Annotated in this window: 24 protein-coding genes; 8 read left to right on the forward strand and 16 right to left on the reverse strand. The window is 72.3% G+C overall.

The genetic code is table 11. The annotated features are described in order from the left end of the window. Position 1 precedes the first annotated feature (1 nt). Both HP550_RS15055 and HP550_RS15060 read left to right on the forward strand, forming a co-directional pair. A complete protein-coding gene (locus HP550_RS15055; protein WP_175348505.1) occupies positions 2 to 814 on the forward strand; it encodes an alpha/beta fold hydrolase in 813 nt (270 codons plus the stop codon). Continuing rightward, the gene (locus HP550_RS15060) at positions 795 to 2,369 is read left to right on the forward strand and encodes a SpoIIE family protein phosphatase (RefSeq protein ID WP_175348506.1); all 1,575 of its coding nucleotides are present in this window, start codon (positions 795 to 797) and stop codon (positions 2,367 to 2,369) included. Before HP550_RS15055 ends, HP550_RS15060 begins: the two co-directional genes overlap by 20 nt. A 33-nt stretch (positions 2,370 to 2,402) precedes the next feature. On the opposite strand, the gene HP550_RS15065 is transcribed toward HP550_RS15060, so the two are convergent. The 5 genes from HP550_RS15065 to HP550_RS15085 all read right to left on the reverse strand — a co-directional run bounded on the left by HP550_RS15065 (position 2,403) and on the right by HP550_RS15085 (position 7,184). After that, positions 2,403 to 3,692, reverse strand: coding sequence for a glycoside hydrolase family 6 protein (locus HP550_RS15065; protein ID WP_343048199.1), 1,290 nt, complete (start codon positions 3,690 to 3,692; stop codon positions 2,403 to 2,405). Between the two features lie 160 nt (positions 3,693 to 3,852). Continuing rightward, entirely contained in the window at positions 3,853 to 4,848 is a 996-nt protein-coding gene (gene dhaK / locus HP550_RS15070) for a dihydroxyacetone kinase subunit DhaK (RefSeq protein ID WP_175348507.1), read from the reverse strand. 70 nt (positions 4,849 to 4,918) lie between these two features. Continuing rightward, entirely contained in the window at positions 4,919 to 5,539 is a 621-nt protein-coding gene (gene dhaL / locus HP550_RS15075) for a dihydroxyacetone kinase subunit DhaL (protein ID WP_175348508.1), read from the reverse strand. An 11-nt stretch (positions 5,540 to 5,550) separates the two neighbouring features. Then, entirely contained in the window at positions 5,551 to 6,327 is a 777-nt protein-coding gene (locus HP550_RS15080) for an HAD-IA family hydrolase (protein ID WP_175348509.1), read from the reverse strand. After that, on the reverse strand, positions 6,324 to 7,184 hold the full coding sequence (locus HP550_RS15085) for a class II fructose-bisphosphate aldolase (protein ID WP_175348510.1): 861 nt from the start codon (positions 7,182 to 7,184) through the stop codon (positions 6,324 to 6,326). Before HP550_RS15085 ends, HP550_RS15080 begins: the two co-directional genes overlap by 4 nt. A gap of 110 nt (positions 7,185 to 7,294) precedes the next feature. Here HP550_RS15085 and HP550_RS15090 point away from each other — a divergent pair, with 110 nt between their 5' ends. Beyond that, complete coding sequence (locus HP550_RS15090) at positions 7,295 to 8,029, forward strand: GntR family transcriptional regulator (RefSeq protein ID WP_175348511.1); 735 nt, start codon at positions 7,295 to 7,297, stop codon at positions 8,027 to 8,029. Between the two features lies 1 nt (position 8,030). Here HP550_RS15090 and HP550_RS15095 read toward each other — a convergent pair whose 3' ends face one another. Both HP550_RS15095 and HP550_RS15100 read right to left on the reverse strand, forming a co-directional pair. Further along, complete coding sequence (locus HP550_RS15095; RefSeq protein WP_175348512.1) at positions 8,031 to 9,362, reverse strand: NYN domain-containing protein; 1,332 nt, start codon at positions 9,360 to 9,362, stop codon at positions 8,031 to 8,033. 45 nt (positions 9,363 to 9,407) lie between these two features. Beyond that, positions 9,408 to 10,127: a Clp protease N-terminal domain-containing protein gene (locus HP550_RS15100; RefSeq protein ID WP_343048200.1), complete on the reverse strand. Its 720-nt coding sequence runs from the start codon at positions 10,125 to 10,127 to the stop codon at positions 9,408 to 9,410. 62 nt (positions 10,128 to 10,189) lie between these two features. On the opposite strand from HP550_RS15100, the gene HP550_RS15105 reads away from it, so the two are divergent. Then, positions 10,190 to 10,459 carry an acylphosphatase gene (locus HP550_RS15105; RefSeq protein WP_175348513.1) on the forward strand — a complete coding sequence of 90 codons (270 nt, stop codon included), beginning with the start codon at positions 10,190 to 10,192 and terminating at the stop codon, positions 10,457 to 10,459. A gap of 4 nt (positions 10,460 to 10,463) precedes the next feature. On the opposite strand, the gene HP550_RS15110 is transcribed toward HP550_RS15105, so the two are convergent. Beyond that, positions 10,464 to 11,138, reverse strand: coding sequence for a hypothetical protein (locus tag HP550_RS15110; RefSeq protein ID WP_175348514.1), 675 nt, complete (start codon positions 11,136 to 11,138; stop codon positions 10,464 to 10,466). A 78-nt stretch (positions 11,139 to 11,216) separates the two neighbouring features. Between HP550_RS15110 and HP550_RS15115 the strand changes: the two genes are divergently transcribed. The 3 genes from HP550_RS15115 to HP550_RS15125 all read left to right on the forward strand — a co-directional run bounded on the left by HP550_RS15115 (position 11,217) and on the right by HP550_RS15125 (position 13,942). Next, entirely contained in the window at positions 11,217 to 11,807 is a 591-nt protein-coding gene (locus HP550_RS15115) for a carboxymuconolactone decarboxylase family protein (RefSeq protein ID WP_175348515.1), read from the forward strand. A 63-nt stretch (positions 11,808 to 11,870) separates the two neighbouring features. Next, positions 11,871 to 12,815 (forward strand): phosphodiester glycosidase family protein, encoded by a 945-nt coding sequence (locus HP550_RS15120; protein WP_175348516.1) that lies wholly within the window; start codon positions 11,871 to 11,873, stop codon positions 12,813 to 12,815. Continuing rightward, positions 12,815 to 13,942, forward strand: coding sequence for a bifunctional glycosyltransferase family 2/GtrA family protein (locus HP550_RS15125; RefSeq protein WP_246280911.1), 1,128 nt, complete (start codon positions 12,815 to 12,817; stop codon positions 13,940 to 13,942). The genes HP550_RS15120 and HP550_RS15125 overlap by 1 nt, the downstream gene beginning before the upstream one ends. Here the strand turns inward: HP550_RS15125 and HP550_RS15130 are convergent. The 8 genes from HP550_RS15130 to HP550_RS15165 form a co-directional block, all read right to left on the reverse strand. Continuing rightward, entirely contained in the window at positions 13,842 to 14,960 is a 1,119-nt protein-coding gene (locus tag HP550_RS15130) for a bifunctional 2-methylcitrate synthase/citrate synthase (protein WP_175348517.1), read from the reverse strand. The two genes, HP550_RS15125 and HP550_RS15130, sit on opposite strands and share 101 nt — an antisense overlap. A gap of 41 nt (positions 14,961 to 15,001) precedes the next feature. Next, on the reverse strand, positions 15,002 to 15,895 hold the full coding sequence (prpB, locus tag HP550_RS15135) for a methylisocitrate lyase (RefSeq protein WP_175348518.1): 894 nt from the start codon (positions 15,893 to 15,895) through the stop codon (positions 15,002 to 15,004). Then, positions 15,895 to 17,421: an MmgE/PrpD family protein gene (locus tag HP550_RS15140; protein ID WP_175348519.1), complete on the reverse strand. Its 1,527-nt coding sequence runs from the start codon at positions 17,419 to 17,421 to the stop codon at positions 15,895 to 15,897. Before HP550_RS15140 ends, prpB begins: the two co-directional genes overlap by 1 nt. A 99-nt stretch (positions 17,422 to 17,520) precedes the next feature. After that, entirely contained in the window at positions 17,521 to 18,345 is an 825-nt protein-coding gene (locus HP550_RS15145; protein WP_175348520.1) for a bestrophin-like domain, read from the reverse strand. Beyond that, positions 18,342 to 19,025, reverse strand: coding sequence for a hypothetical protein (locus HP550_RS15150; RefSeq protein WP_175348521.1), 684 nt, complete (start codon positions 19,023 to 19,025; stop codon positions 18,342 to 18,344). Before HP550_RS15150 ends, HP550_RS15145 begins: the two co-directional genes overlap by 4 nt. A 68-nt stretch (positions 19,026 to 19,093) precedes the next feature. Beyond that, the gene (locus tag HP550_RS15155) at positions 19,094 to 19,471 is read right to left on the reverse strand and encodes an SHOCT domain-containing protein (RefSeq protein WP_175348522.1); all 378 of its coding nucleotides are present in this window, start codon (positions 19,469 to 19,471) and stop codon (positions 19,094 to 19,096) included. A gap of 37 nt (positions 19,472 to 19,508) precedes the next feature. Continuing rightward, complete coding sequence (locus HP550_RS15160; protein WP_175348523.1) at positions 19,509 to 19,802, reverse strand: SHOCT domain-containing protein; 294 nt, start codon at positions 19,800 to 19,802, stop codon at positions 19,509 to 19,511. Between the two features lie 51 nt (positions 19,803 to 19,853). Continuing rightward, positions 19,854 to 20,300 carry a DUF6325 family protein gene (locus HP550_RS15165; RefSeq protein WP_175348524.1) on the reverse strand — a complete coding sequence of 149 codons (447 nt, stop codon included), beginning with the start codon at positions 20,298 to 20,300 and terminating at the stop codon, positions 19,854 to 19,856. Positions 20,301 to 20,485: 185 nt separating this feature from the next. On the opposite strand from HP550_RS15165, the gene HP550_RS15170 reads away from it, so the two are divergent. Continuing rightward, positions 20,486 to 20,818: a carboxymuconolactone decarboxylase family protein gene (locus tag HP550_RS15170; protein ID WP_175348525.1), complete on the forward strand. Its 333-nt coding sequence runs from the start codon at positions 20,486 to 20,488 to the stop codon at positions 20,816 to 20,818. The last annotated feature ends 2 nt before the right edge of the window (positions 20,819 to 20,820 follow it).

Below are 20,820 nucleotides of genomic sequence, written 5' to 3' on the forward strand. Positions count from 1 at the left end.
CATGACCGTGCTCACCAGGAACAACGTCGTGCTCTCCGGCAACCCCGGTGCCCCCGCGATGGTGTTCGCCCACGGGTTCGGCTGCGACCAGAGCATGTGGCGGTTCGTGGCGCCGGCGTTCGAGTCGACCCACCGGGTGGTCCTGTTCGACCACGTGGGCGCGGGCGGCTCGGACCTGAGCGCCTACGCCCCGCAGCGGTACGGCTCTCTCGACGGGTACGCGCAGGACGTGGTGCAGATCCTGGAGGCGCTGGAGCTCGGGCCGGCGGTGTTCGTCGGCCACTCCGTGAGCGCGATGATCGGCGCCCTCGCGGCGGCGCAGCGGCCGGACCTGTTCGACCGCCTGGTGCTGGTGGGTCCGAGCCCGCGGTACATCGACGACGAGGGCTACCGCGGCGGGTTCAGCGCGGCCGAGATCGACGAGCTGCTCGAGACCATGGACGACAACTACCTGGGGTGGTCGGCGTTCATCGCGCCGGTGATCATGGGCAACCCCGGCCGCCCGGAGCTCGGCGAGGAGCTGACCAACTCGTTCTGCCGCACGGACCCGGCGATCGCCCGCCGGTTCGCGCGGACCACGTTCCTGTCCGACAACCGCGCCGACCTCGCCCGGGTGACCACGCCGGCGCTCGTCCTCCAGTGCCGGGAGGACGTGATCGCGCCGCCCGAGGTGGGCCGGTACGTGCACGAGCACCTGGCCACCAGCGAGCTGGTGCTCCTCGACGCCGTCGGGCACTGCCCCAACCTGAGCGCCCCCGACCAGGTGATCGACGCCATCAGCGCCTACCTCTCGCATGTCGCCGCCCGGTCGTAGCGAGGCCTGGGACGTCGCGCCGGTCGCGCTGCTGCGGCTCGACGAGGACGGCACCATCGTCGACGCCAACCGGGTCCTGCTGGAGTGGGTCGGCCGGGACGCGCAGGAGGTGCTCGCCGGGGTGCGACTGAGCCAGCTGCTCTCGGTGGGCGGCCGGATCTACTGGGAGACGCACCTGGCCCCGCTGCTGCACATGCAGGGCCGGGTCGACGAGGTCGCCGTCGAGCTGCGCGGAGCGGGGGGCCGCCTCCCCGTGCTGCTCTCGGCGGTGGCGCGGACGCTCGACGACGACCGCCGCATCGTCGACGTCGCCCTGTCCAAGGCCACCGAGCGGTCGCGGTACGAGCGCGAGCTGCTCGCCGCGCGGACGGCCGCCGAACGGTCGACGGACCGGCTGCGCGCGCTCCAGGCGACGACCGCGGCCCTGTCGCAGGGTGTGGGCGCCGACGGCGTCGCCCGTGCGCTGGTCGAGACGGCGCTGGCGCGGCTCGGTGCCTCGTCGGCGGCGGTGTGGGTCACGGCGGAGGACGGCACGCTGGTGCGCCGGGCGACCGCGGGCAGCGGGTGGGGTGGGGTCGAGGGCGCCACGGTCCCGCCCGACGAGCCGTGGGCGCACGGGCTGCACACGCAGGCCCACGTCCTGACCACCGATCCCGGCGAGGCGGTCCAGGTGCACGCGAGCGGGGTCGTCGTCGTGGCACTGGGCGCTCCCGCGGCGCCGCAGGGCACGCTGGTGCTCGTCCCGCGCGCGGACGAGGCCGACGAGCCGCTCGACGTCGGGGTGCTCACCGCGGTCGGGCTCCAGGCGGGGCTGGCGCTGGAGCGCGCCCGGATGTTCGACCAGAAGGCGTCGGTGGCGCACGAGCTCCAGATCGCTCTGCTCACCACCAACCTCCCGCCGGACGACCGGTTCACCGTGATCACCGAGTACCGGCCGGGCGTGCAGGCGCTCGAGGTCGGCGGCGACTGGTACGACGCGTTCCTGCTGGACGACGACGTGCTCGCCGTGGCGGTCGGGGACGTGGTCGGCCGGGGGCTGCACGCCGCCACCGCGATGGGTCAGCTGCGCAGCGCGGTGCGAGCCGTGGCTGGGCCCGGTGTCGGTCCCGCCGAGCTGGTGACGCGGCTGGACCGGTTCGTGGGTCAGGCCGGCGTCGGGTTCATGGCCACGCTGGCCTACGCCGAGATCGACCTGACGACCGGCCGGGTCCGGTACGCGTGCGCGGGCCACCTGCCGCCGCTGCGGTTCGCCGCCGGAGGCACGCACGAGTTCCTCTGGGAGGGCCGGTCGACGCCGCTGGGCGTCCACTCCGTCCGCGTCGAGGCCACGTTCGACCTCGACCCGCAGGACCTCCTGATGCTCTACACCGACGGCCTGGTGGAGCGGCGGGGTCGTCCGCTGCTCGACGGACTCGAGGACCTCGCGACCGCCGGCGCGGCCCTGCGGGAGAGCTCGGTCTCCGCGCTGGTCTCCGGGCTGCTCACGCACGCGGGCGACGAGCGCGACGACGTGTGCGTGCTCGTCGTGTCGTGGTCGCCACCGGACCGGCCCTGAGCGGCAGGGCGCCCAGGGCCGGTCGTCCGCGAGCTAGCGCGGTGGGTTGGCGTTGTGCACGAGCTCCAGGGCCATCTGCGGGAACCACTGGCCGGCGGCCGGGTCGGCGTAGCCGCGCACCGGGTCGATGCCACCCTCGGGTGCCCACCGCGTGCACTGGCCGTCGGACTCGCCGGGGATCTTGACCCAGAGGTACGCGTCGACGTACGGGTCACCGGTGCTGAGCGTCGGCTTCAGTCCCAGGCCACGGTCCGGCGGGTTGCACCAGACCTGCGGGTCGCCCGAGGGGCTCCCCGGGGGAGCGGTCCACGGGCCCTGGCCGTTGCGGCTGGTGTCGATCACGGCGTGCGCGAGGACGTCCGGTCCGCTGGGCGGGTTGGCCGCGTTGGTGACGTTGTCCAGGTACCACTGGTCGGTCAGCGCCCACGTGCTGAAGTCCGCCGGGTTGGCCGGGTAGTACTGGCTGGCGCAGTAGTCGAAGTGGCCCACGCGCCAGCCGCCCTCGGCGGTGTTGGTGCCGTACCAGAGGCACTGCGAGATCCAGGAGGCGAACTTCGCCTGACGCTCGGTGGTCTCGTAGTTGGACACGTTGAGGAAGAACCCGTCGGTCCGCTCCACGCCGGCCTTGTGCAGCCGGTCGGCGATGTCGCCGGTGCCGAGCCAGCCGCTGTGCGTGCCGTCGAGGTAGACCGACGCGTTCGGCAGCGTGGCCAGTCGGTCGACCGCGCCGTTGACCTGCGTGAACCGGTCGGGTGCCGCGGTGGCGGGGTCCAGCTCGGCCGGCTGGCACCACTCCTGCGCGCCGTTGATCGACGTGTACCAGGGGATGATCCCCAGTCCGTCGGGCTCGAGCAGGACGATCGCCTTCCCGTCGCCGACGCCCGCGACGAACCCGTCGATCCACGCCAGGTACTCGGCGGTGTCGAGCGCGCCCCCGGCGGAGTACTGCGCACAGTCGCGGAACGGCAGGTTGTACGCCACCAGCACGGGGACCGACCGCGTGAGCTTCGCCTGCCTCATCGTCTTCTGGACGGCCCTCTTCACCTCGGCGGGCGTGCCGGTGGTGAACCAGACCGCCTGCGGCGTGGCGACCATCTTGGTGATCGCCGCCGCGTCCGACCACTGGCGTGCCTTGACCAGCTGCTTGATCTGGGCGACCGCACCGTCGTTGGGCGGGGGCGTGAACAGCCGGGTGGCCGGGGCCGGGTGGTGGTGACCGCGGCCGTCGTGGGCCACAGCGGGCGCGGCGACCGAGAGTGAGAGCGCTACCACGCTGGCGGCAGCGAGCAGCATCGAGCGCGTGCGGGACAGGGATCTGGACACGGAGTCTCCTACGTCGTTGTCGGATGACCGTTCGCGTGCAACGGGTGTGTGCGCCGTCCTGGAGAGCATGACAATTCGGACGGCCGCGCACAAGGTGTACCGGTAAGGAAAGGACCACGCGCGACGAGATGCGGGGTTCGCCGCGCGTGGCCGTCGGTGCTCAGAACACCCGGTTGGCGATCTCGGCGGGGGCCAGGAGCAGGTCCTTGATCTCGTCGTCGAGCTGGACCAGCGTGAGCGACGCTCCCGCCATGTCGAGCGACGTGCAGTACTCGCCCACGTAGCTGCGGCCCACGGTGATGCCCTGCGCGGCGAGCTTCTCGTGCGCGAGCCCGTACAGCAGGTACAGCTCGCTGATCGGGGTCCCGCCCAGCCCGTTGATCATCAGCGCGACCTCGTCGCCCGAGGAGTACGGCAGGTCCGGGACGACCGCGCCCAGCAGCTCGTCCACGATCTCGTCTGCGCTCACCAGCTTGGCGCGTCGGCGGCCGGGCTCGCCGTGGATGCCGACGCCGACCTCCATCTCGTCGTCGGCCAGCTCGAACAGGGGCGAGCCCTTGGCGGGCGGCGTGCACGGGGTCAGCGCGATGCCCATGGTCCGCGTGACCGAGTTGACCTTCTCCCCGATCCGCACCAGCTCGTCCAGGGAGGCGCCCGCCTCGGAGGCCGCGCCGACGGCCTTCATGACGAAGAAGTTGCCCGCGACCCCACGCCGGCCGACGGTCCAGGTGGAGTCCTTGACCGCGACGTCGTCGTTGATGAACAGCGTCCGCACCAGCAGGCCCTCGGCCTCGGCCAGCTCCGCGGCCATCTCGAAGGCCATCTTGTCGCCCGTGTAGTTGTTGACCAGCAGCAGGACGCCCTTGTCCGAGGCCAGCAGCTTGGCGGTCTCCAGCACGTACTCCATGGGTGGCGCGGCGAACACGTCACCGGGACAGGCTCCGTCGAGCATGCCCTTGCCGACCACCATGACGTGCGCGGGCTCGTGCCCCGACCCGGAGCCCTGGACGATCGACACCTTGTCGTGGCGGGGGGCGTCGGCCCGCATGATCAGGTTGTACTCGGGCACGTAGCGCAGGGTGTCGGGGTTGGCCAGCGCGATGCCCTTGAGCATCTCGGGGACGAAGTTCTTCGGGTCGTTGACGAACTTCTTCATCAGTCGTTCCTCCACATCGTCGTGTTGTCCAGACCTGTCGCCGCGTCGCCCCCGGGCGCGGACGTGTGTGTCACCAGGTGTCGGCGACGCGCTCGGCCAGCACGGCGACCGCGACCGCACCGGGGTCGAGCGAGCCGATGCTGCGCTCCCCGGTGTACGACGCGCGGCCGCGCCGGGCCTGCATGGGCCGGGTCGCCTCGGCCGCGTCGCGCGCGGTGGCGGCCGCCGCCTTGGCGATGTCCGCCGGTGACGTGCCTGCGGCGAGCTCGCGCTCGATCGTGTCGGTCATCGGCGCGAGGGCGTCGAGCAGCGTCTTCTCGCCGAGGTCCGCTCCGCCGCGCGCCTTGATGCCCTCGATCGCGGCGCGCAGCATCGCGACCACGTCGGTTCCCCTGACCTCCTGCGTGCCCTTGACCTGGCTCGCCGCCCGCAGGAACGCGGTGCCCCAGATCGGGCCTGACGTCCCGCCGATCCGGCCGGACATGACGACGGCCACCTTCTGGAGGAACGTGCCCGTGTCGGAGCGGTCGAACGTGTCCCACTGCGCCAGCACGTTCTCGAAGCCGCGGGCCAGCGAGAAGCCGAAGTCCCCGTCGCCGACCACGGAGTCGAGGTCCCCGAAGTACGTCTCGTTCTCGATGCAGGTCGTCGTGATGGTGCGGACGACGGACTCGACGCGGGCATCGGACACGTGACTCTCCTTCAGGGGGTCGTGAGGAGGTGCTCGAGGTGGGACACGGTGACCTCGCCGTCGACGACGAGGCCGTGCGGGTTGGTCAGCACGGTGGCCGGCTCGTCGGGAAGGTCGCCGAGCGAGCTGACGACGAGGGACGCGCCGGTGAAGTCCTCGCCCGCGGTGTAGCTGCTCACCGTCACGACGGTGCGCAGCCCGGCGCCCAGCGCGGCCCGCAGGCCGTTGGCGCTGTCCTCGACGACGATCACCTCGTCGGGACCGACGCCGAGCTCGCGCAGCGCGAGCAGGTAGATGTCCGGAGCGGGCTTCTTGGCGGGCACCACGTCGCCGGCGAACACCGCGAACTCCGCCGCCCGCTCGGCACCGACGGCGTGCTCGAGGACCGCGCGGACGGAGGCCTCGGCCGACGTGGACGCGACCGCCAGCAGCCAGCCCGCCGCGGACGCCTCCGCCACGATGCGCGCGATGCCGGGCCGCCCGGGCATCACCCCGGCTGCGACCAGCTCCGTGTAGTGCGCGGTCTTCGCCTTGTGCCAGCGCGCGATCAGGTCCCGCTGCTCGTCGGGGTCGGTGGGCAGGTGCGCGGTCTCGACGAACAGCGGGGTGAACACGCTCGCCAGCCGCTCCTTGCCGCCGCCGATCGCCAGGAGGTGCCCGTACTCCTGCTCGCTCCAGTGGATCGGGAGGCCGGCCTCCTCGAACGTCCGGTTGAACGCGGGCAGGTGCCCGTCGCGTTCGGTGTCGGCCAGCACCCCGTCGCAGTCGAACACCAGGGCGGGGCTCATGACGACGCCTTCCCGGCCGCGCCGAACTCCTCGATGTGCACGGCGATCGCGGCCTGTACCGCGGCGGCGATGTCCCGGAACATCGACGGCGGGTCCCACTTGTCCCGCGCGCGGGCCTCGGCCAGGTGCTTCTCGGCCGACCGCATGTAGGCGACCTTGACCCCCGTGGAGATGTTGATCTTGGAGACGCCGGCGTCGATGAACGTCGCGAAGTCCTCCGCCGAGAGGCCGGTACCGCCGTGCAGCACGATCGAGCGGTCGGTCAGGGCGGCCAGCTCCCGCACGCGCTCGGGGAGGAGCACCGGCTGCGCCTTGTACTCGCCGTGCGCGGTGCCCAGCTGGGGTGCGAGCAGGTCGACCCCCGTGCGCTGGGCGACGGCCGCCAGGGTCGCGACGTCGTAGGAGTGCAGGGAGACGTCGGAGCCGACGCCGTCCTCCACGCCGATGATGTTCTCGATCTCCGACTCGACGTCGACGCCGGCGGCGTGCGCCTCCGCGACCACCTCGGCGGTCTCGCGCTCGGCCGTGGCCAGGTCCCGGTCGGAGGCGTCGAACAGCACGGACGACCACCCGGCGCGCACGACGTCGGAGATGACCGCGCGGTCGGGGCAGTGGTCGAGGTGCAGGGCGACGGGGACCGGGACGTCCGCGGCCGCGTGCCGGAACATCGTGGTGATCAGGTCGGTACCGATCGAGCGGACCGTCTTGACGGAGATCTGGATGATCATCGGCGAGCTCGCGGCCACGGCGGCGGCGATCACAGCGCGCAGGCTCAGGTCGTCGAGGATGTTCACCGCGGGCACCGCGTACCCGTGCTCGCGGGCGGCCCGCGTCATCGTCACCGTCGACGAGATCATGCTCAGCCCTCCCGGGGAGCGACCTGCGTGACCAGGACCGCATCGTCCCGATCTGTCCGCAGTCTAGACAGGTCTACTCATGGCCGACCAGAGCGTGGAAGTCTGGGCCCATGTCGGAGGTCCTCGCGCGGGAGTCGGCCGTGCCGCTCTACGCGCAGCTGGAGCAGATCCTGCACGCGCGGATCACCAGCGGCGAGTGGGTGCCGGGCCAGCGGATCCCGTCGGAGAACGAGCTCAACCGCATCTACGGCCTGAGCCGGATGACGGTGCGCGGCGTGCTGACCAAGCTCGTCGGGGACGGCCTCCTGGTCCGGGTGCCGGGCAAGGGCACCTACGTGGCCACGCCCAAGATCAGCGCGGTCTCGCCTGCCTACCGCGGGGTGCGCGAGCAGCTGGAGGCGCTCGGCTACGAGACGTCCACGCGGCTGGTATCGCTGGCGCTCGAGACGCCGTCGTCCGGGGTGCGCGAGCGGCTGGCGCTGGGCGAGCGCGACGAGACGTACGTAATCGTCCGCGTCCGGTCCGTGCAGGGCGAGCCGATCAGCCTGCACCGCTCCTACGTTCCCGCCCGGCTGGCGCCGGGCCTCGACCAGCACGACGTCGTCGCCGGCCAGCTGTGCGTCGTCCTCGAGGAGCGGTACGGCCTGCCCATGAAGCGCGTGCACGAGGAGCTCGAGGCCGTCGCGGTGAGCACCGCCGACGCCAAGCACCTGGGCATGCGCCGCGGCGAGCCCGCCCTGCAGCTCCAGGACGTGATCTCCGACGCCCTGGCCCGGCCGTTCGAGTACTCGTCGATCGTGTTCCGCGGCGACCGCATGCGGCTGCGCTTCGACTACGACCGCTGAGTCAGCTCTCCAGCAGGCCGCCGCCCACCCAGGCGCCGATGGCCGCCGCGTCGCCGGGGCTCAGCTGCATCCGCGCGCCCCGGCACAGGCCCACCACGTTGTCCGCCCACGCCAGCGCGAGATCCGAGGCCTTGGTGGTCGGTTTGAGCTCGAGGCCGGCGAAGATGATGCCGCCGATGACGAAGTTCACGGTCGAGCGGCCCACCTGGGCACCCGCCTTCCGGCAGGCGTCGCGCACGCGCCGCGACGTCTCGGCGCGGTCGAACGGGTGCGCCTTGAGGTCGGCGGCGAGCGCGGTCAGCAGCACGCGGTAGTTCGAGGCGCTGAGGCCGGGGGTGTCGGTGACCGCGACGACCTGGCGCTGGAGGGCGCTCGAGGACGTGTCCGCGACGGCGCCGGGCAGGTCGGCCTCCCCGAAGCGGTTGGCGTCCCAGACGAACCCCGGCGGTCGCGACGAGACGCCGACCTCGGGGACGTTGCGCGCCAGCCAGGGCAGGAAGCCGCCCGCGCCCGCCCACCGGGTCTCGGGCAGGGTCGGCTCGGTCTTCTGCGCCAGCTGCGCGATGGTGCCCAGCGGCACGGGGCGGTCGGCGGCCTGCACGCGCTGCAGGACGGCCTTGCGCGCGGCGGAGCTCGGGGGAGGCGTGGCGGCGACGGCGGCGGCGGCGGCCTTCTTGGCGGGTGCCTTGGCCGGGGTGCCGGCGGGCGGCTCGGCGGCCACGGGCAGGTCGATGACCGGCACGTCGGCGACCACCGTCTCGACGTCCAGCGTCGACGCGGTGTGGGTCACCAGCTCCGCCAGGTCGTCGGCCGTGATGACGGAGTCGGCCACCGACCGGTACGCGGCCGCGGCCGGGCTGGCGGTGATGATGGTGACGCGACGGTCCGCGGCCCGGCACCGCAGAGCCAGTGGAGTGAAGTCGGCGTCGGCCGAGACGATGACGAACTCCTCGTACTGGGTGGACGCCGCGAGGGCGTCGACCGCGTCGAGGACGAGGTTGATGTCGGCGCTGCTCTTGCCCTGCTGCGTCAGCGACGGGCAGTCGACCACCTGGAAGCCGGCGCGCGTGAAGTTGGGCCGGAACTGCGAGAACCGCGACGGGTTCAGGTAGCAGGCGCGGATGAGGAACCGGCGGCTGAACTCGCCCTCCGAGTCGGTGCCGGTCTCCAGCTCGCTGAGCCAGTGGGCCGGGTTCGTGGCGAACGCCTCCGCGGCCACCGGGTCCAGGCGCTGCAGCCCGATGTAGACGTTGTCGAAGTCGACGAACATGGCGGTTCGAAAACGCCGGCCGGCGTCGACGCGATCGGCAGGGGTCACGCTCGAGGAGGTCACCCGAGCATCTTCCCTGCTCCGGCGGACGGATGCGTACCGCGCACCTCACTCCGCGGCGTCGGCCTCGTCCCGCGCGGCGACGACGAACGCCTCGACGGCGGCCTTGTCGAGCCCCAGCGCCGCCACCGGACCGCTGCCGCCGTCGGCCTCCAGGAGCGCCAGCAGCACGTGCCCGGTGTCGACGTGCTCGTCGTCCAGGCGCACGGCCTCGCGGAACGTCAGCTCCAGCGCCTTCTTGGCGCCGGCGTCGAAGGGGACGAGATCCGGCACGGGGGAGACGGCCGGGGGCAGGCCGCCCGTGAGCGTCAGCCGGGCGTCGTCCAGCGAGCTGACCTGCGCCGCGACCGCCCTCGCGGCGACGTCGTCCGGGGCGTCGAGCAGGCCGAGGGCCAGGTGGGCCGTCGTGATCTCGGAGCTGCCGGCCGTGTGCGCCTCGTTCTGCGCCGCGACGACCACGTTGCGCGCGGCCTCGGTGTAGCGGCCGAAGCCCTGGCTCGAGTCGGGAGCCCCGGGGTCCTTGGCGACGAAACGCTTCTGCGCGGCCTGCTTGGTCACCCCCATGTGCGACCCGATCTCCGTCCACGAGGCACCCGAGCGCCGCGCCTGGTCGACGAAGTGCCCGATGAGATGGTCCGCGATGTCGCCGAGCGCCTGTGCGGTGAGCACCGCGGTCGACAGCTGGTGCAGGACGGTGGGCTGCGACGTGGTGATGGTGTCGATGAGGTCGTCGAGCCGGACGGGGTTCTGGATGCGGGTGGTGGTCACACGTCAACCCTAGGTTGACGGTTCGCGGGTGTCAACCGTGGGTTGACGGGCACACTGAAGCGGTGATCCGTCGCCACCTGATCGTCCGCGGACACGTCCAGGGCGTCGGCTACCGCTGGTCGCTGGCGCGCGAGGCCCGTCGGCTCGGTGTGCACGGCTGGGCGCGCAACCGGGCCGACGGCACGGTCGAGGCCGTCCTCGAGGGAGCCGCCGCCGACGTCGAGGTCCTCGTGGAGTGGTGCCGGACCGGTCCCGGCGGGGCGGGCGTGTCGGGGCTCGTGGTCACCGTCGAGGAGCCCGAGGGGCTCACGAAGTTCGAGATCCGGGCGTAAGGCGTCAGCGGATCCAGACCCGCAGAGGGCCTACGGGCTCGAAGCCGGTCGCGATCGGCGGCACCAGGTCCGCACCGGACTCGTAGCCGACCAGCGGGTGCGCGCCCAGCTCCCCGCGTGCGACGACGGCGAGATCGGCCCAGACGGCTTCGGGATCCGCGCGCAGCACCCGCACGTTCGAGATCCCGACCACCGTCCGCGGCCCGTCGCCCGAGAGGTTGAGCGCGGCGACCGCGACCGGCCCCTGGTCGTCCTCGGCGAGCAGGAGGCGCACCCCGGGGTCGTCGAGCACGGCCGCACCGACGACCTGCGAGCCGTGCACCGCCCACCATCGCGGGAGCGTCGTCGCCTCGACCGACCGCCACGGCAACCGCGGTGCGCGCGGCTGCGCCGCGGCGCGGACCAGCCACCGGGCCTCGAACAGCACGCTGTACCCGTGCGGCGCCAGGTCGAGGTCCGCGAACGAGTCCTTGACCGAGGCGCCCGCGGAGTCGTCGACGGAGCCCAGCACCTCGCGGGGCGGCAACCCCGGGCGCAGCGTGACCCCGTCCGGGTACGCCGCGGGGGAGCGGGTCGGCGTCGACCAGATCCCCGCGCGGGTCCGCGTCGGCAGTCCGGCCGCGCGGCAGACCCGGTCGCACCACGCGGCGTTGTTGGCGGCGGCCGAGGAGGCGTCCATGACCCTTCATCCTGTCGGCCCGCGTCGCGGGGCGCGATGATCGGCACGGCACGGCCCACCCCGCGAGGAGGACGACGCATGGCCTGGATCAGCGACGCGACACCGGACGACGACCCGACGGGCGAGGTGGCGGCCGCGTTCGACAAGGACCTGGCCGCGCTCGGGCGCGTCGCCAACTACACCCGGGTGTTCGCGCACCGGCTCGCAGTCCTGCGCGGATGGCAGGGCCTCAACGGAGCGATCAAGGGGATGGACCCCCGGCGCTACGAGGTGGCGACGACAGCGGCGGCCCTGCGCCTCCGGTCGAGCTACTGCGCGCTCGCCCACGGCGACGTCCTGGCGTCCAGGCACATGAGCGCGGACGCCGTCCGAGCGCTGGCGGACGGTGGCGAGTCCGCCGAGCTGACGGCGGTCGACAGGGCGGTGGCGCGTCTGGCCGGCACGGTCGCGGCGGGCGCGGCGGACATGCGGGCCGAGGACCTGGACGAGCTGCGCGGGCTGGGGTTCGCCGACGACGAGATCCTCGACGTCGTGCTGGCCGCCGCCGCGCGGTGCTTCTTCAGCACGGTGCTCGACGCGGTCGGCGCCCGGCCGGACGCCGCGTACCGGGCCCTCGACGCGCCGCTGCGGGACGCGCTCACGGTGGGAAGGCCGATCGCCGAGGCCTGACCGCACAGCGGGCCCACAGCGTCCGCACCGAGGAGCGACAGACCCGCTGCCTAGACAAGGGGCATGAAGAAGCGCACCCCCCTTCGTCGCACCGTGCTGGTCGGCGCTCTGACGCTCTCGCTCCCCGTCGTCGGCGCGGGCGCCTGGGCGCTGGACCGGTTCGTGATCGAGCACGTCGAGATCTCCGACGTCCAGGCCTACGAGGCGAGCCAGGGCACGACGTCCTCCACGACCGACGACTCGTCCGGCGACGCCGTGGTCACCGACACGTCGTACGAGTCGTCGTCGTCCGCAATCTCGATCTCCACGGTCACCACCGGCTCGGGCGAGGACACGGTCACGTACTACGTCGCCGACGTGACGCTCACCGACGCGACCGCCCTGCGGTCGGCGTTCGCGCAGAACAGCTTCGGGCTGAACATCACGGAGGACACCTCCGACATCGCCGAGGACAACGGCGCGGTGTTCGCCATCAACGGCGACTACTACGGGTTCCGCGACACGGGCATCGTCATCCGCAACGGCGTGGTCTACCGCGACGAGGGCGCCCGCGAGGGGCTCGCGTTCTACACCGACGGGCACGTCGAGGTGTACGACGAGACCGCTACGACCGCCGACGCGCTGGTCGCCGCGGGCGTCTGGAACACCCTGTCGTTCGGGCCGGCGCTGCTCGAGGACGGGCAGGTGGTCGACGGCATCGAGGACGTCGAGGTCGACACGAACGTGGGCAACCACTCGATCCAGGGCGAGCAGCCGCGCACCGCGGTCGGGGTGGTCGACGACAACCACCTGGTGTTCGTGGTGGTCGACGGGCGCAGCCCCGGGTACAGCGCGGGGGTCACGATGACCGGACTCGCCGAGATCATGCAGAGCCTGGGTGCGACGACCGCCTACAACATCGACGGCGGGGGCTCGTCGACGATGTACTTCGACGGGGCCGTGGTGAACAACCCGCTCGGCAAGGGCCAGGAGCGCGGCACCTCCGACATCCTGTACATCGCGGGCTGATGACGATGTACGTGCTGATCCCGGCCTACGAACCCGACGACCGGCTGGTCGCCCTCGTCGCCTCCTTGCGGTGCGCCGACGTCGACGTCCTCGTCGTCGACGACGGCAGCGGGCCGGCCTACGGGCGCACGTTCGACGAGGTGGGCGCCCTGGGCGCGACCGTCGTCGGATACGACGCCAACCGGGGCAAGGGCCACGCGCTCAAGCTCGGCTTCGCGTGGCTGGCCGAGCACCGGCCGGGCAGCGACGTGGTCTGCGCCGACTGCGACGGTCAGCACCTGGTGCCCGACATCCTCGCCGTGGCGGACCGGGTGGCCGGCGGGGGCGGCGCGATGGTGCTCGGCGCCCGACGCTTCACCGGCCACGTCCCGCTGCGCAGCCGGTGGGGCAACGCGCTCACCGGCGTGCTGGTGCGGGCCGCGACGGGGCTCCTGGTGCACGACACGCAGACCGGCCTGCGGGGCTACCCGGCGGCGATGCTCGGCTGGCTGAGGAGCGTCGAGGGCGAGCGGTTCGAGTACGAGCTGGACCTCCTGCTGCGCGCGTCGCAGGACGGGATCGCGCTCGAGGAGGTCGAGATCGAGACCGTCTACCTGGACGAGAACGCGTCGTCGCACTTCCGGCCCGTCATCGACTCGGCCCGGGTGTACGCCCCGCTGCTGCGGTTCTCGCTGTCGTCGTTCGGGTCGTTCCTCGTCGACACGCTCACCCTGCTCGCGCTCTTCTCGGTCACCGGCGCCCTGCTCCCGTCGGTGGTCGCGGCGCGCGTCCTGAGCTCGTCGGTGAACTTCGTCGCCAATCGCCGGCTCGTGTTCGCGGGCGGTCGCGCCAAGTCGCTGCGCGCCGCGGCCGCCCAGTACGGGGTGCTCGCGGTGACGATGCTCGCCGCGAACTTCGGCGTGCTCACCGCACTGACGAGCGTCGGCATCGCGCTGCTGCCCGCCAAGGTGCTCACCGAGGCCGCCCTGTTCGCGGCGAGCTACCAGCTGCAGCGGACCGTGGTGTTCGCGGCTCCTGGCCGGTCGGTCACGGCACGTCCCGCCGCGCCGGCCCCACGTACCGGCTCAGCGGCCGGATCAGTGAGTTCGCACCCAGCTGCTCCATCACGTGCGCCGTCCATCCCGTGATCCGGCTGGCCACGAACAGCGGCGTGAACGTCGGGGTGTCGAACCCCATGAGGTGGTACGCCGGCCCGGTGGGGTAGTCGAGGTTCGGCAGGATGTTCTTGCGCTCGGTCATCGCGCTCTCGAGGGCGGTGTACAGGGCCAGCAGGTCCGGCCGGTCGTAGTGCTCGACCAGGGTCACCAGCGACTCGTGCATCGTCGGCACCCGGGAGTCGCCGTGCTTGTAGACGCGGTGGCCGAAGCCCATGATCTTGCGCTTGTGCGCCAGGGCGTCGTCCAGCCAGTCCGCGGCCCGGTCGGCCGTGCCGATCTCCGCGAACGTCGCCATGACCGCCTCGTTGGCACCGCCGTGCAGGGGTCCCTTGAGCGCGCCGATCGCGCCGACGACCGCGGAGTGCAGGTCGGAGAGGGTCGACGCGATGACGCGGGCGGTGAACGTGGACGCGTTGAACGAGTGCTCGGCGTACAGGATCATCGAGACCTCGAAGGCGTGCACGACGACCGGGTCGGGCACCTCGCCGAACGTCATCCAGAGGAAGTTCTCCGCGAACCCGAGGTCGTCGCGGGGCGCGACCGGGTCCTGACCCCGGCGGCGGCGCTGGTCGAGCGCCACGATCCCGGGGATCTGGGCCAGGAGGTGCACGGACTTGGCCAGGTTCGCCTCGCGCGACGAGTCCTGCTCGGTCGGGTCGTGCGCGCCGATCACACTGACCGCCGTGCGGACCACGTCCATCGGGTGGCACGTGGTCGGCAGCGCGAGCACGGCGTCGACCACCGGAGCCGGCAGCACCCGCTGGGAACGCCCGGTCGACTGGAGGTCGGCCAGCTGCGCGGCGTCGGGGAGCTCGCCGTGCCACAGGAGGTACGCGACCTCCTCGAACGAGCACCTCGCCGCGAGCTGCTGCACGGGGTAGCCGCGGTACAGCAGCGAGTTGCTCTCGGCGTCCACCGAGGAGACCTCGGTGGTGTCGACGACCACGCCGGCGAGGCCCTTGTGGATCTGCGTGTCGGACTCGGTCATGCGGTGTGCCTCCATCGTCGTTGACGGAACGTTCCGGCAGGTCAGAGCTTGAAGTTGAACACGTTCGCGTCGAACGCGCCGTACGCCTCGTAGTCCAGCAGCTCGTAGAGCTCGGCGCGCGTCTGCATCCGGTCCAGCAGGCCGGCCTGCGTGCCCTCCGCGCGGATGGTGTCGAGGCCGGCCATCGCGGCGCCCATCGCCAGCCGCAGCAGGGTGACCGGGTAGATCACGAGGTTCATGCCGATGTCCTCGAGCTGGCGGGCCGTGAGCAGCTCGCCCTTGCCGAACTCCGTCATGTTGGCCAGCAGCGGCACGTCGACCGCGGCACGCACGGCGGCGAACTCGTCGGGACCTGTCATCGCCTCGGGGAAGATCGCGTCCGCGCCCGCGTCCACCAGCGCCTTGGCCCGGTCCACCGTGGCCGCCAGACCGTCGACCGCGCGGATGTCCGTGCGGGCGATGACCAGGAAGTTCGGGTCGCGGCGACCGTCGACGGCCGCGCGGATCCGCTTGAGTGCGGTGTCCTCGTCGACCACGGCCTTGCCGTCCAGGTGGCCGCAGCGCTTGGGGTTCACCTGGTCCTCGATGTGGCAGCCGGCCAGGCCGGCGTCCTCGAGGCCCTGGATGGTGCGCGCGACGTTCATGGGCTCGCCGAAGCCGGTGTCCGCGTCGACGATCGACGGCAGTCCGGTCATCCGGGCGATCTGGCCGGCGCGCTGGGTGACCTCGGTGGCCGTCGTCAGGCCGATGTCCGGCAGGCCCAGGTCCGCCGACAGCACCGCGCCGGACACGTACACCCCGTCGAAGCCCTTGGCCTCGATCAGCCGCGCCGACAAGGGGTTGAACGCGCCGGGCAGCTGGAGAAGCCGGCCTGAGGCGAGAGCCTCGCGCAGGGCGACGCGCTTGTCCGCCGACGTGGCGGTCGCGTAGAGCATCAGAACAGTCCTTCCGGGGTGCCGACCGACTCGAGCAGGCCGGCCGGTGCCACGACCGTCAGGCCCGCGAGCTGGTCGGCGGCGAGGTGCGGCAGCCGCTGCGCCACGTCGAGGAACCGCTCGATCTCCGCAGCCTCCAGCACGCCGGCGGCGAGCGCGCGGAACTTGGCCACGTACTGCGCGCGGGCGAACGGCCGGGCGCCCAGCGGGTGGGCGTCGGCCACCGCGAGCTCCGCGACGACGACCTCGCCGCCGGTGGTCGTGATCTCGACGCGGCCGCCGAACGCCTTCTGCGCCGGGTCGCTCGAGTGGTACCGCTCGGTCCAGGCGGGGTCCTCGGTGGTGGAGACCTTCTGCCACAGCTCGACGGTGTCCGGCCGAGCGGCGCGGTCGGGGGCGTAGGAGGCCACGTGGTCCCAGACGCCGTCCTGCAGCGCGACGGTGAAGATGTACGGGATCGAGTGGTCGAGGGTCTCGCGCGACGCGGCGGGGTCGTACTTCTGCGGGTCGTTCGCCCCGGAGCCGATCACGTAGTGCGTGTGGTGCGACGTGTGGATGACGATCGACGCCACGTTGTGCGGGTTGGTGAGGTCGGGGCGCTGGCGGTGGAGGTTCCGGGCCAGGTCGATGAGCGCCTGCGACTGGTACTCCGCCGAGTGCTCCTTGGTGTACGTGTCGAGGATCGCCGTCTTCGGCTCGCCGGGCGCGGGCAGCGGCACGTCGTACGCCGCGTCGGGGCCGTCGAGCAGCCACGCGATCACCCCGTCCTCACCCTCGTAGATCGGCGTCGGGGAGGTCTCGCCACGCATGGCCCGGTCGACGGCCTCGATGGCCACCTTGCCCGCGAACGCCGGGGCGTAGGCCTTCCACGACGAGATCTCGCCCTTGCGGGACTGCCGGGTGGCCGTCGTGGTGTGCAGCGCCTGGCCGACCGCGTGGAAGATCACCTCGGGGGACAGGTCGAGCAGCGTGCCGATCCCCGCCGCGACCGACGGGCCGAGGTGCGCGACGTGGTCGATCTTGTGCGCGTGCAGGCTGATCGCGCGGACCAGGTCGACCTGGATCTCGTAGCCGGTGGCGATCGCCCGCACCAGCGCCGCGCCGTCGCGACCGGTGTGCTGCGCGACGGCGACCAGCGGCGGGATGTTGTCGCCGGGGTGGGAGTAGTCGGCCGCCAGGAACGTGTCGTGGTAGTCGAGCTCGCGCACCGCGACGCCGTTGGCCCATGCCGCCCACTCGGGGCTGACGCGGGTGGAGGGTGCCACGCCCGAGACGGTCGACCCGTGCCGGGGGCCCGCGTACGGGTGCTCGAGGGCCTGGGCGCGGGCGGTCGACGGGGGAGTGCGCGTCAGCGAGGCGACGGTGACCGCCGCGTTGTCGATGACCCGGTTGATGATCATGTCGACCACGTCGTCCGGGACGTCGACCGGGTCGGCGGCGACCTCGGCGATCTTCCACGCCAGCTGGTCGCTCCGGGCCAGCCGGTCCGCGCTGGGGTGGACGCGTACGGCGTGGGTCTGGGTCATCCGTTCCTGCCTCTCGGTGCGTCGGTCGTCCGGCGTCGCACGACCACGGACCGAGGGTAGTGCGCTCCGCCGGGGTCGCCCGTCCGGCGAGGTGGCGAGTCAGCCGGCCCGGCCGTCGGCGTCGCACGGCGGGTCGAGGACGAGACCGATGGCGGCCCCCTGCGTCTCCATGAGCGCGAGGGTGCGCTCCATCGCGATCGGCTGCAGCTTGCCGACACCGGGCCCGTGCGGATGGTCGAAGAAGCCGATGAGCAGCAGCAGGAGAGTGATGACGAGCGTCACGCTGCCCATCAGGACGGCCTGGGTGGGCGCCCGCTCCGCCGAGTCGGCGAAGAACAGCATGTAGACGAAGATGACGCCCGCGACGATGTACAGGACGATCCAGAGCGGCAGCGGGATGAGGCCCTCGGCGCCGTGCACCCGCGACTGACGCGCCTGCTGCCGGTCGGCGGTCTCGTCGGCCCACCGGTCGTACGCCGACTGCTCCGCGTTCGTCTGCGGGTCGACGTCGCGGAACGTCTGGAACATCGCGACGCCCCACGGGTTCACGGAGTCGCCGATCGTCCCGGCCACCATGGCGGGCCACTCCGTCCGGACCACCGCCCGGGCGTAGCAGACGAGCTCGCCGGTGAGCTCGTCGCGCACGTCCTGCGGCATCAGCTGCGCGGTCTGCAGCTGCTGGGCCACGAGCTCGGCCTCGAGCTGGGCGCCGGACCGGGCCTCGTCGTAGGACTGGAACGCCAGGAAGATGATGAAGCCGAGCAGCACCGAGAACCCGGTGGCCAGGACGCCGAACACGCCCGACGCGCGGTCCCCGTCGCTGAACCAGCTGCCCTCGGGGGAGCGGCGTCGGACGAGCAGCATCGCGACCACGGTGAGCGCGGTGATCGCGACGGCGAGCGCGCCCGACGCGAGCACGCTCATCCGAAGCGCACCGGGTAGGTGGCGAGCACGCCGACGGTCGCGAGGAGGAACACGCCCGCCAGCACGATCATCGCCGTGCGGCTCCGGACCGAGCTGAGCTTGCCGCCGATCCCGCAGAAGAAGAGCACCGACGCGCACATGACCGTGGCGAGCACATAGTTGTCCTTCCGCTGGTTCGCCTCCCGAGCGATCGTGGCAGACGCGTCGGCGGACGACTCGAGCCGCTGGGACTCCTGCGCGGCGGCGAGGACGTACTCGTCCATCGCGAACGGGCTCGGCGGCGCCTCAGGATCGGTCGCCGGGTCCTCGGCGAGCCAGGCGTGCAGGGCCGGCCGGAACTCGGGACGGAACCGCTCGTACAGGAACCCCGAGTACGTCGTCGGGTCCGGCACGTACGACGGGGGGAGGACCTGACCCTGCTCCTCGTTCACCGCTGCCAGCCAGTCCGTGAACAGCGTGACGTCGATGATCGTCTGCTGCCCGGCCAGGGTGGCCGACCGGTTCGAGAGCGTGCGGTCCGCCGTCGCGGCGCTGTACGAGGCCGTCGAGTAGCCGCCCCACTTGCTGCTCTGGAACGCCGACCACGCCGTCGTCACGGTCGCGGCCGCCAGCAGGATCGTCGCGACGAGCTCGAGGTGCCGGTGCCAGGCGGTGGTGCTGTCGTCCCGAGCGTCGTCCACGGCTCACCGTCCTCGGTGGGACCCGGGCGGTCCCGGGTGGTCCCCTCCGACCACCCGGGCGCCCGACGTCAGGCCAGCGCCCTGGCCTTGAGCGTGGCGAACTCCCGGTCGTCGATCACGCCCTGGTCGAGCAGCGCCTTGGCGTCGCTGATCTGGCTGGCCGGAGAGCTCCCCGCCACCCCGCGGATGTAGGCGTCGGTGTCCGACTTGGCCTGCACCACGGCCGTGGCCTGCCGCTCGCTCATGCTGCGGCCGCGGGCGATCAGGTAGATGAACGCGGTGAGGAAGGGCAGGAACACCAGGGCGATCATCCACAGCGCCTTGAGCCATCCGCTGAGCTCCCTGTCCCGGAACAGGTCGCCGATGATCTGGAACAGGATCACCAGATAGGCGAAGAAGAGGAACCACCAGATCATCAGCCAGAGCCACTGCCCGAACGTGTCCATCGACGTCTCGTCTCTCTCGGTTGTGGAGCCTCGGGAGTCAGTACCCGCCGAGGATGCGGGCCTTCTGGGCCTCGAACTCGGCGTCGGTCAGGACGCCCGAGTCGTGCAGGGACCCCAGCTGAGCCAGCTGGGCCAGCTTGTCGTCCATGGCCGGTGCCGCCGGTGCCGCTGCCGGTGGCGGTGCGGCGTACGTGGGGGCGGGCGCCGCCTCCTGCGGGGCCTCCTGGGCGGCCCAGCGGCCCGCCTGGCGTCGGGAGACGCGGTTGGAGACCGCCGTGGCGGTCCCGGCGATGGCGGCGGTGCGGGCGACCCCGCGGATGAGTCCTGGCATCGGTCTCGTCCTCTCGCTTGGTGTCGAGCTCGGTGTGGTGTCGAGCGCCCGTCAGGAGGCGGGCTCGGTGGCGTCGAGCGCGGCGAGGAGTGCCTGCACGGGGATGCGGCCGCTGGCGACCAGCTGGGCACCGTTGCGGCGCAGCGCGGTCGCGAACGGTGCCGCCCAGACGTTCTCGTAGACGAGCAGCGCGGCGGTCGTCCCCGGCTCGATGGCCGCGCCGGCCTCGTCGAGGTCGTCGTCGCCCAGCAGGCCGGAGGACGCCCCCTCGAAGAACGTGAGGTTGACGCCCCCGGGCACCTCGTCGAGCGCGACCCCGGACACGCTGCCGTCCGCTGCCTTGCTCAGGAACGCGAGGTCCAGCACACGGATCAGCCCTCGGCCCACCAGGTCGAGCAGGTGCTCGAACGCGGACCCGTCCATGTTCGCGGTCGGGAGCTCGATCACCAGGTAGTCGATCGGACCGATCTCCTCGAGATCGGTGAGGTCCTCCGTCATCGTCCGCCGCCTCTCCTGCCCCCGGTGGGGGCGTCCTCGTCGCCGGTCCCCGCTGGGGACACCGCCACTGTCTGACGTGGCAGGCCCGCGAGTCGTCATGCAGAACGCATGAAGTCCCTTTCATCCCATCTACGTGATGCCACCCGCGGCTCGGGCGTGCGTCGATGTGACGACGGAGGTGGACCGTGGACTACATCGAGCGACTGCGTCGGCTGGCACTCAACGACAGGCATCTCGAGGACGACGACCCCCTCGAGGCCCAGCCGCAGGAGCTCGACGTCCGGACGCTGGCGCTCGTCCGGCTCGCGGCCCTCGTCGCCACCGGGGGCGCGCAGCCGAGCTACAGCGCCGAGGCGGACGCGGCGGTGGGCGCCGGCGCGACCGCGGGCCAGATCGTCGACGTCGTGGCGGGGATCATCCCGATCGTCGGGCTGCCCTGCGTCGTCGCGGCCGCACCCAAGCTCGCGCTCGCCCTGGGGTTCGACGTGATCGAGCCCTCCGACGGTGCAGGGGACTGAGA

The sequence above is a fragment of the Cellulomonas humilata genome (genome assembly GCF_013359775.1).
GTDB classification, from domain to species: Bacteria; Actinomycetota; Actinomycetes; order Actinomycetales; family Cellulomonadaceae; genus Cellulomonas; species Cellulomonas humilata.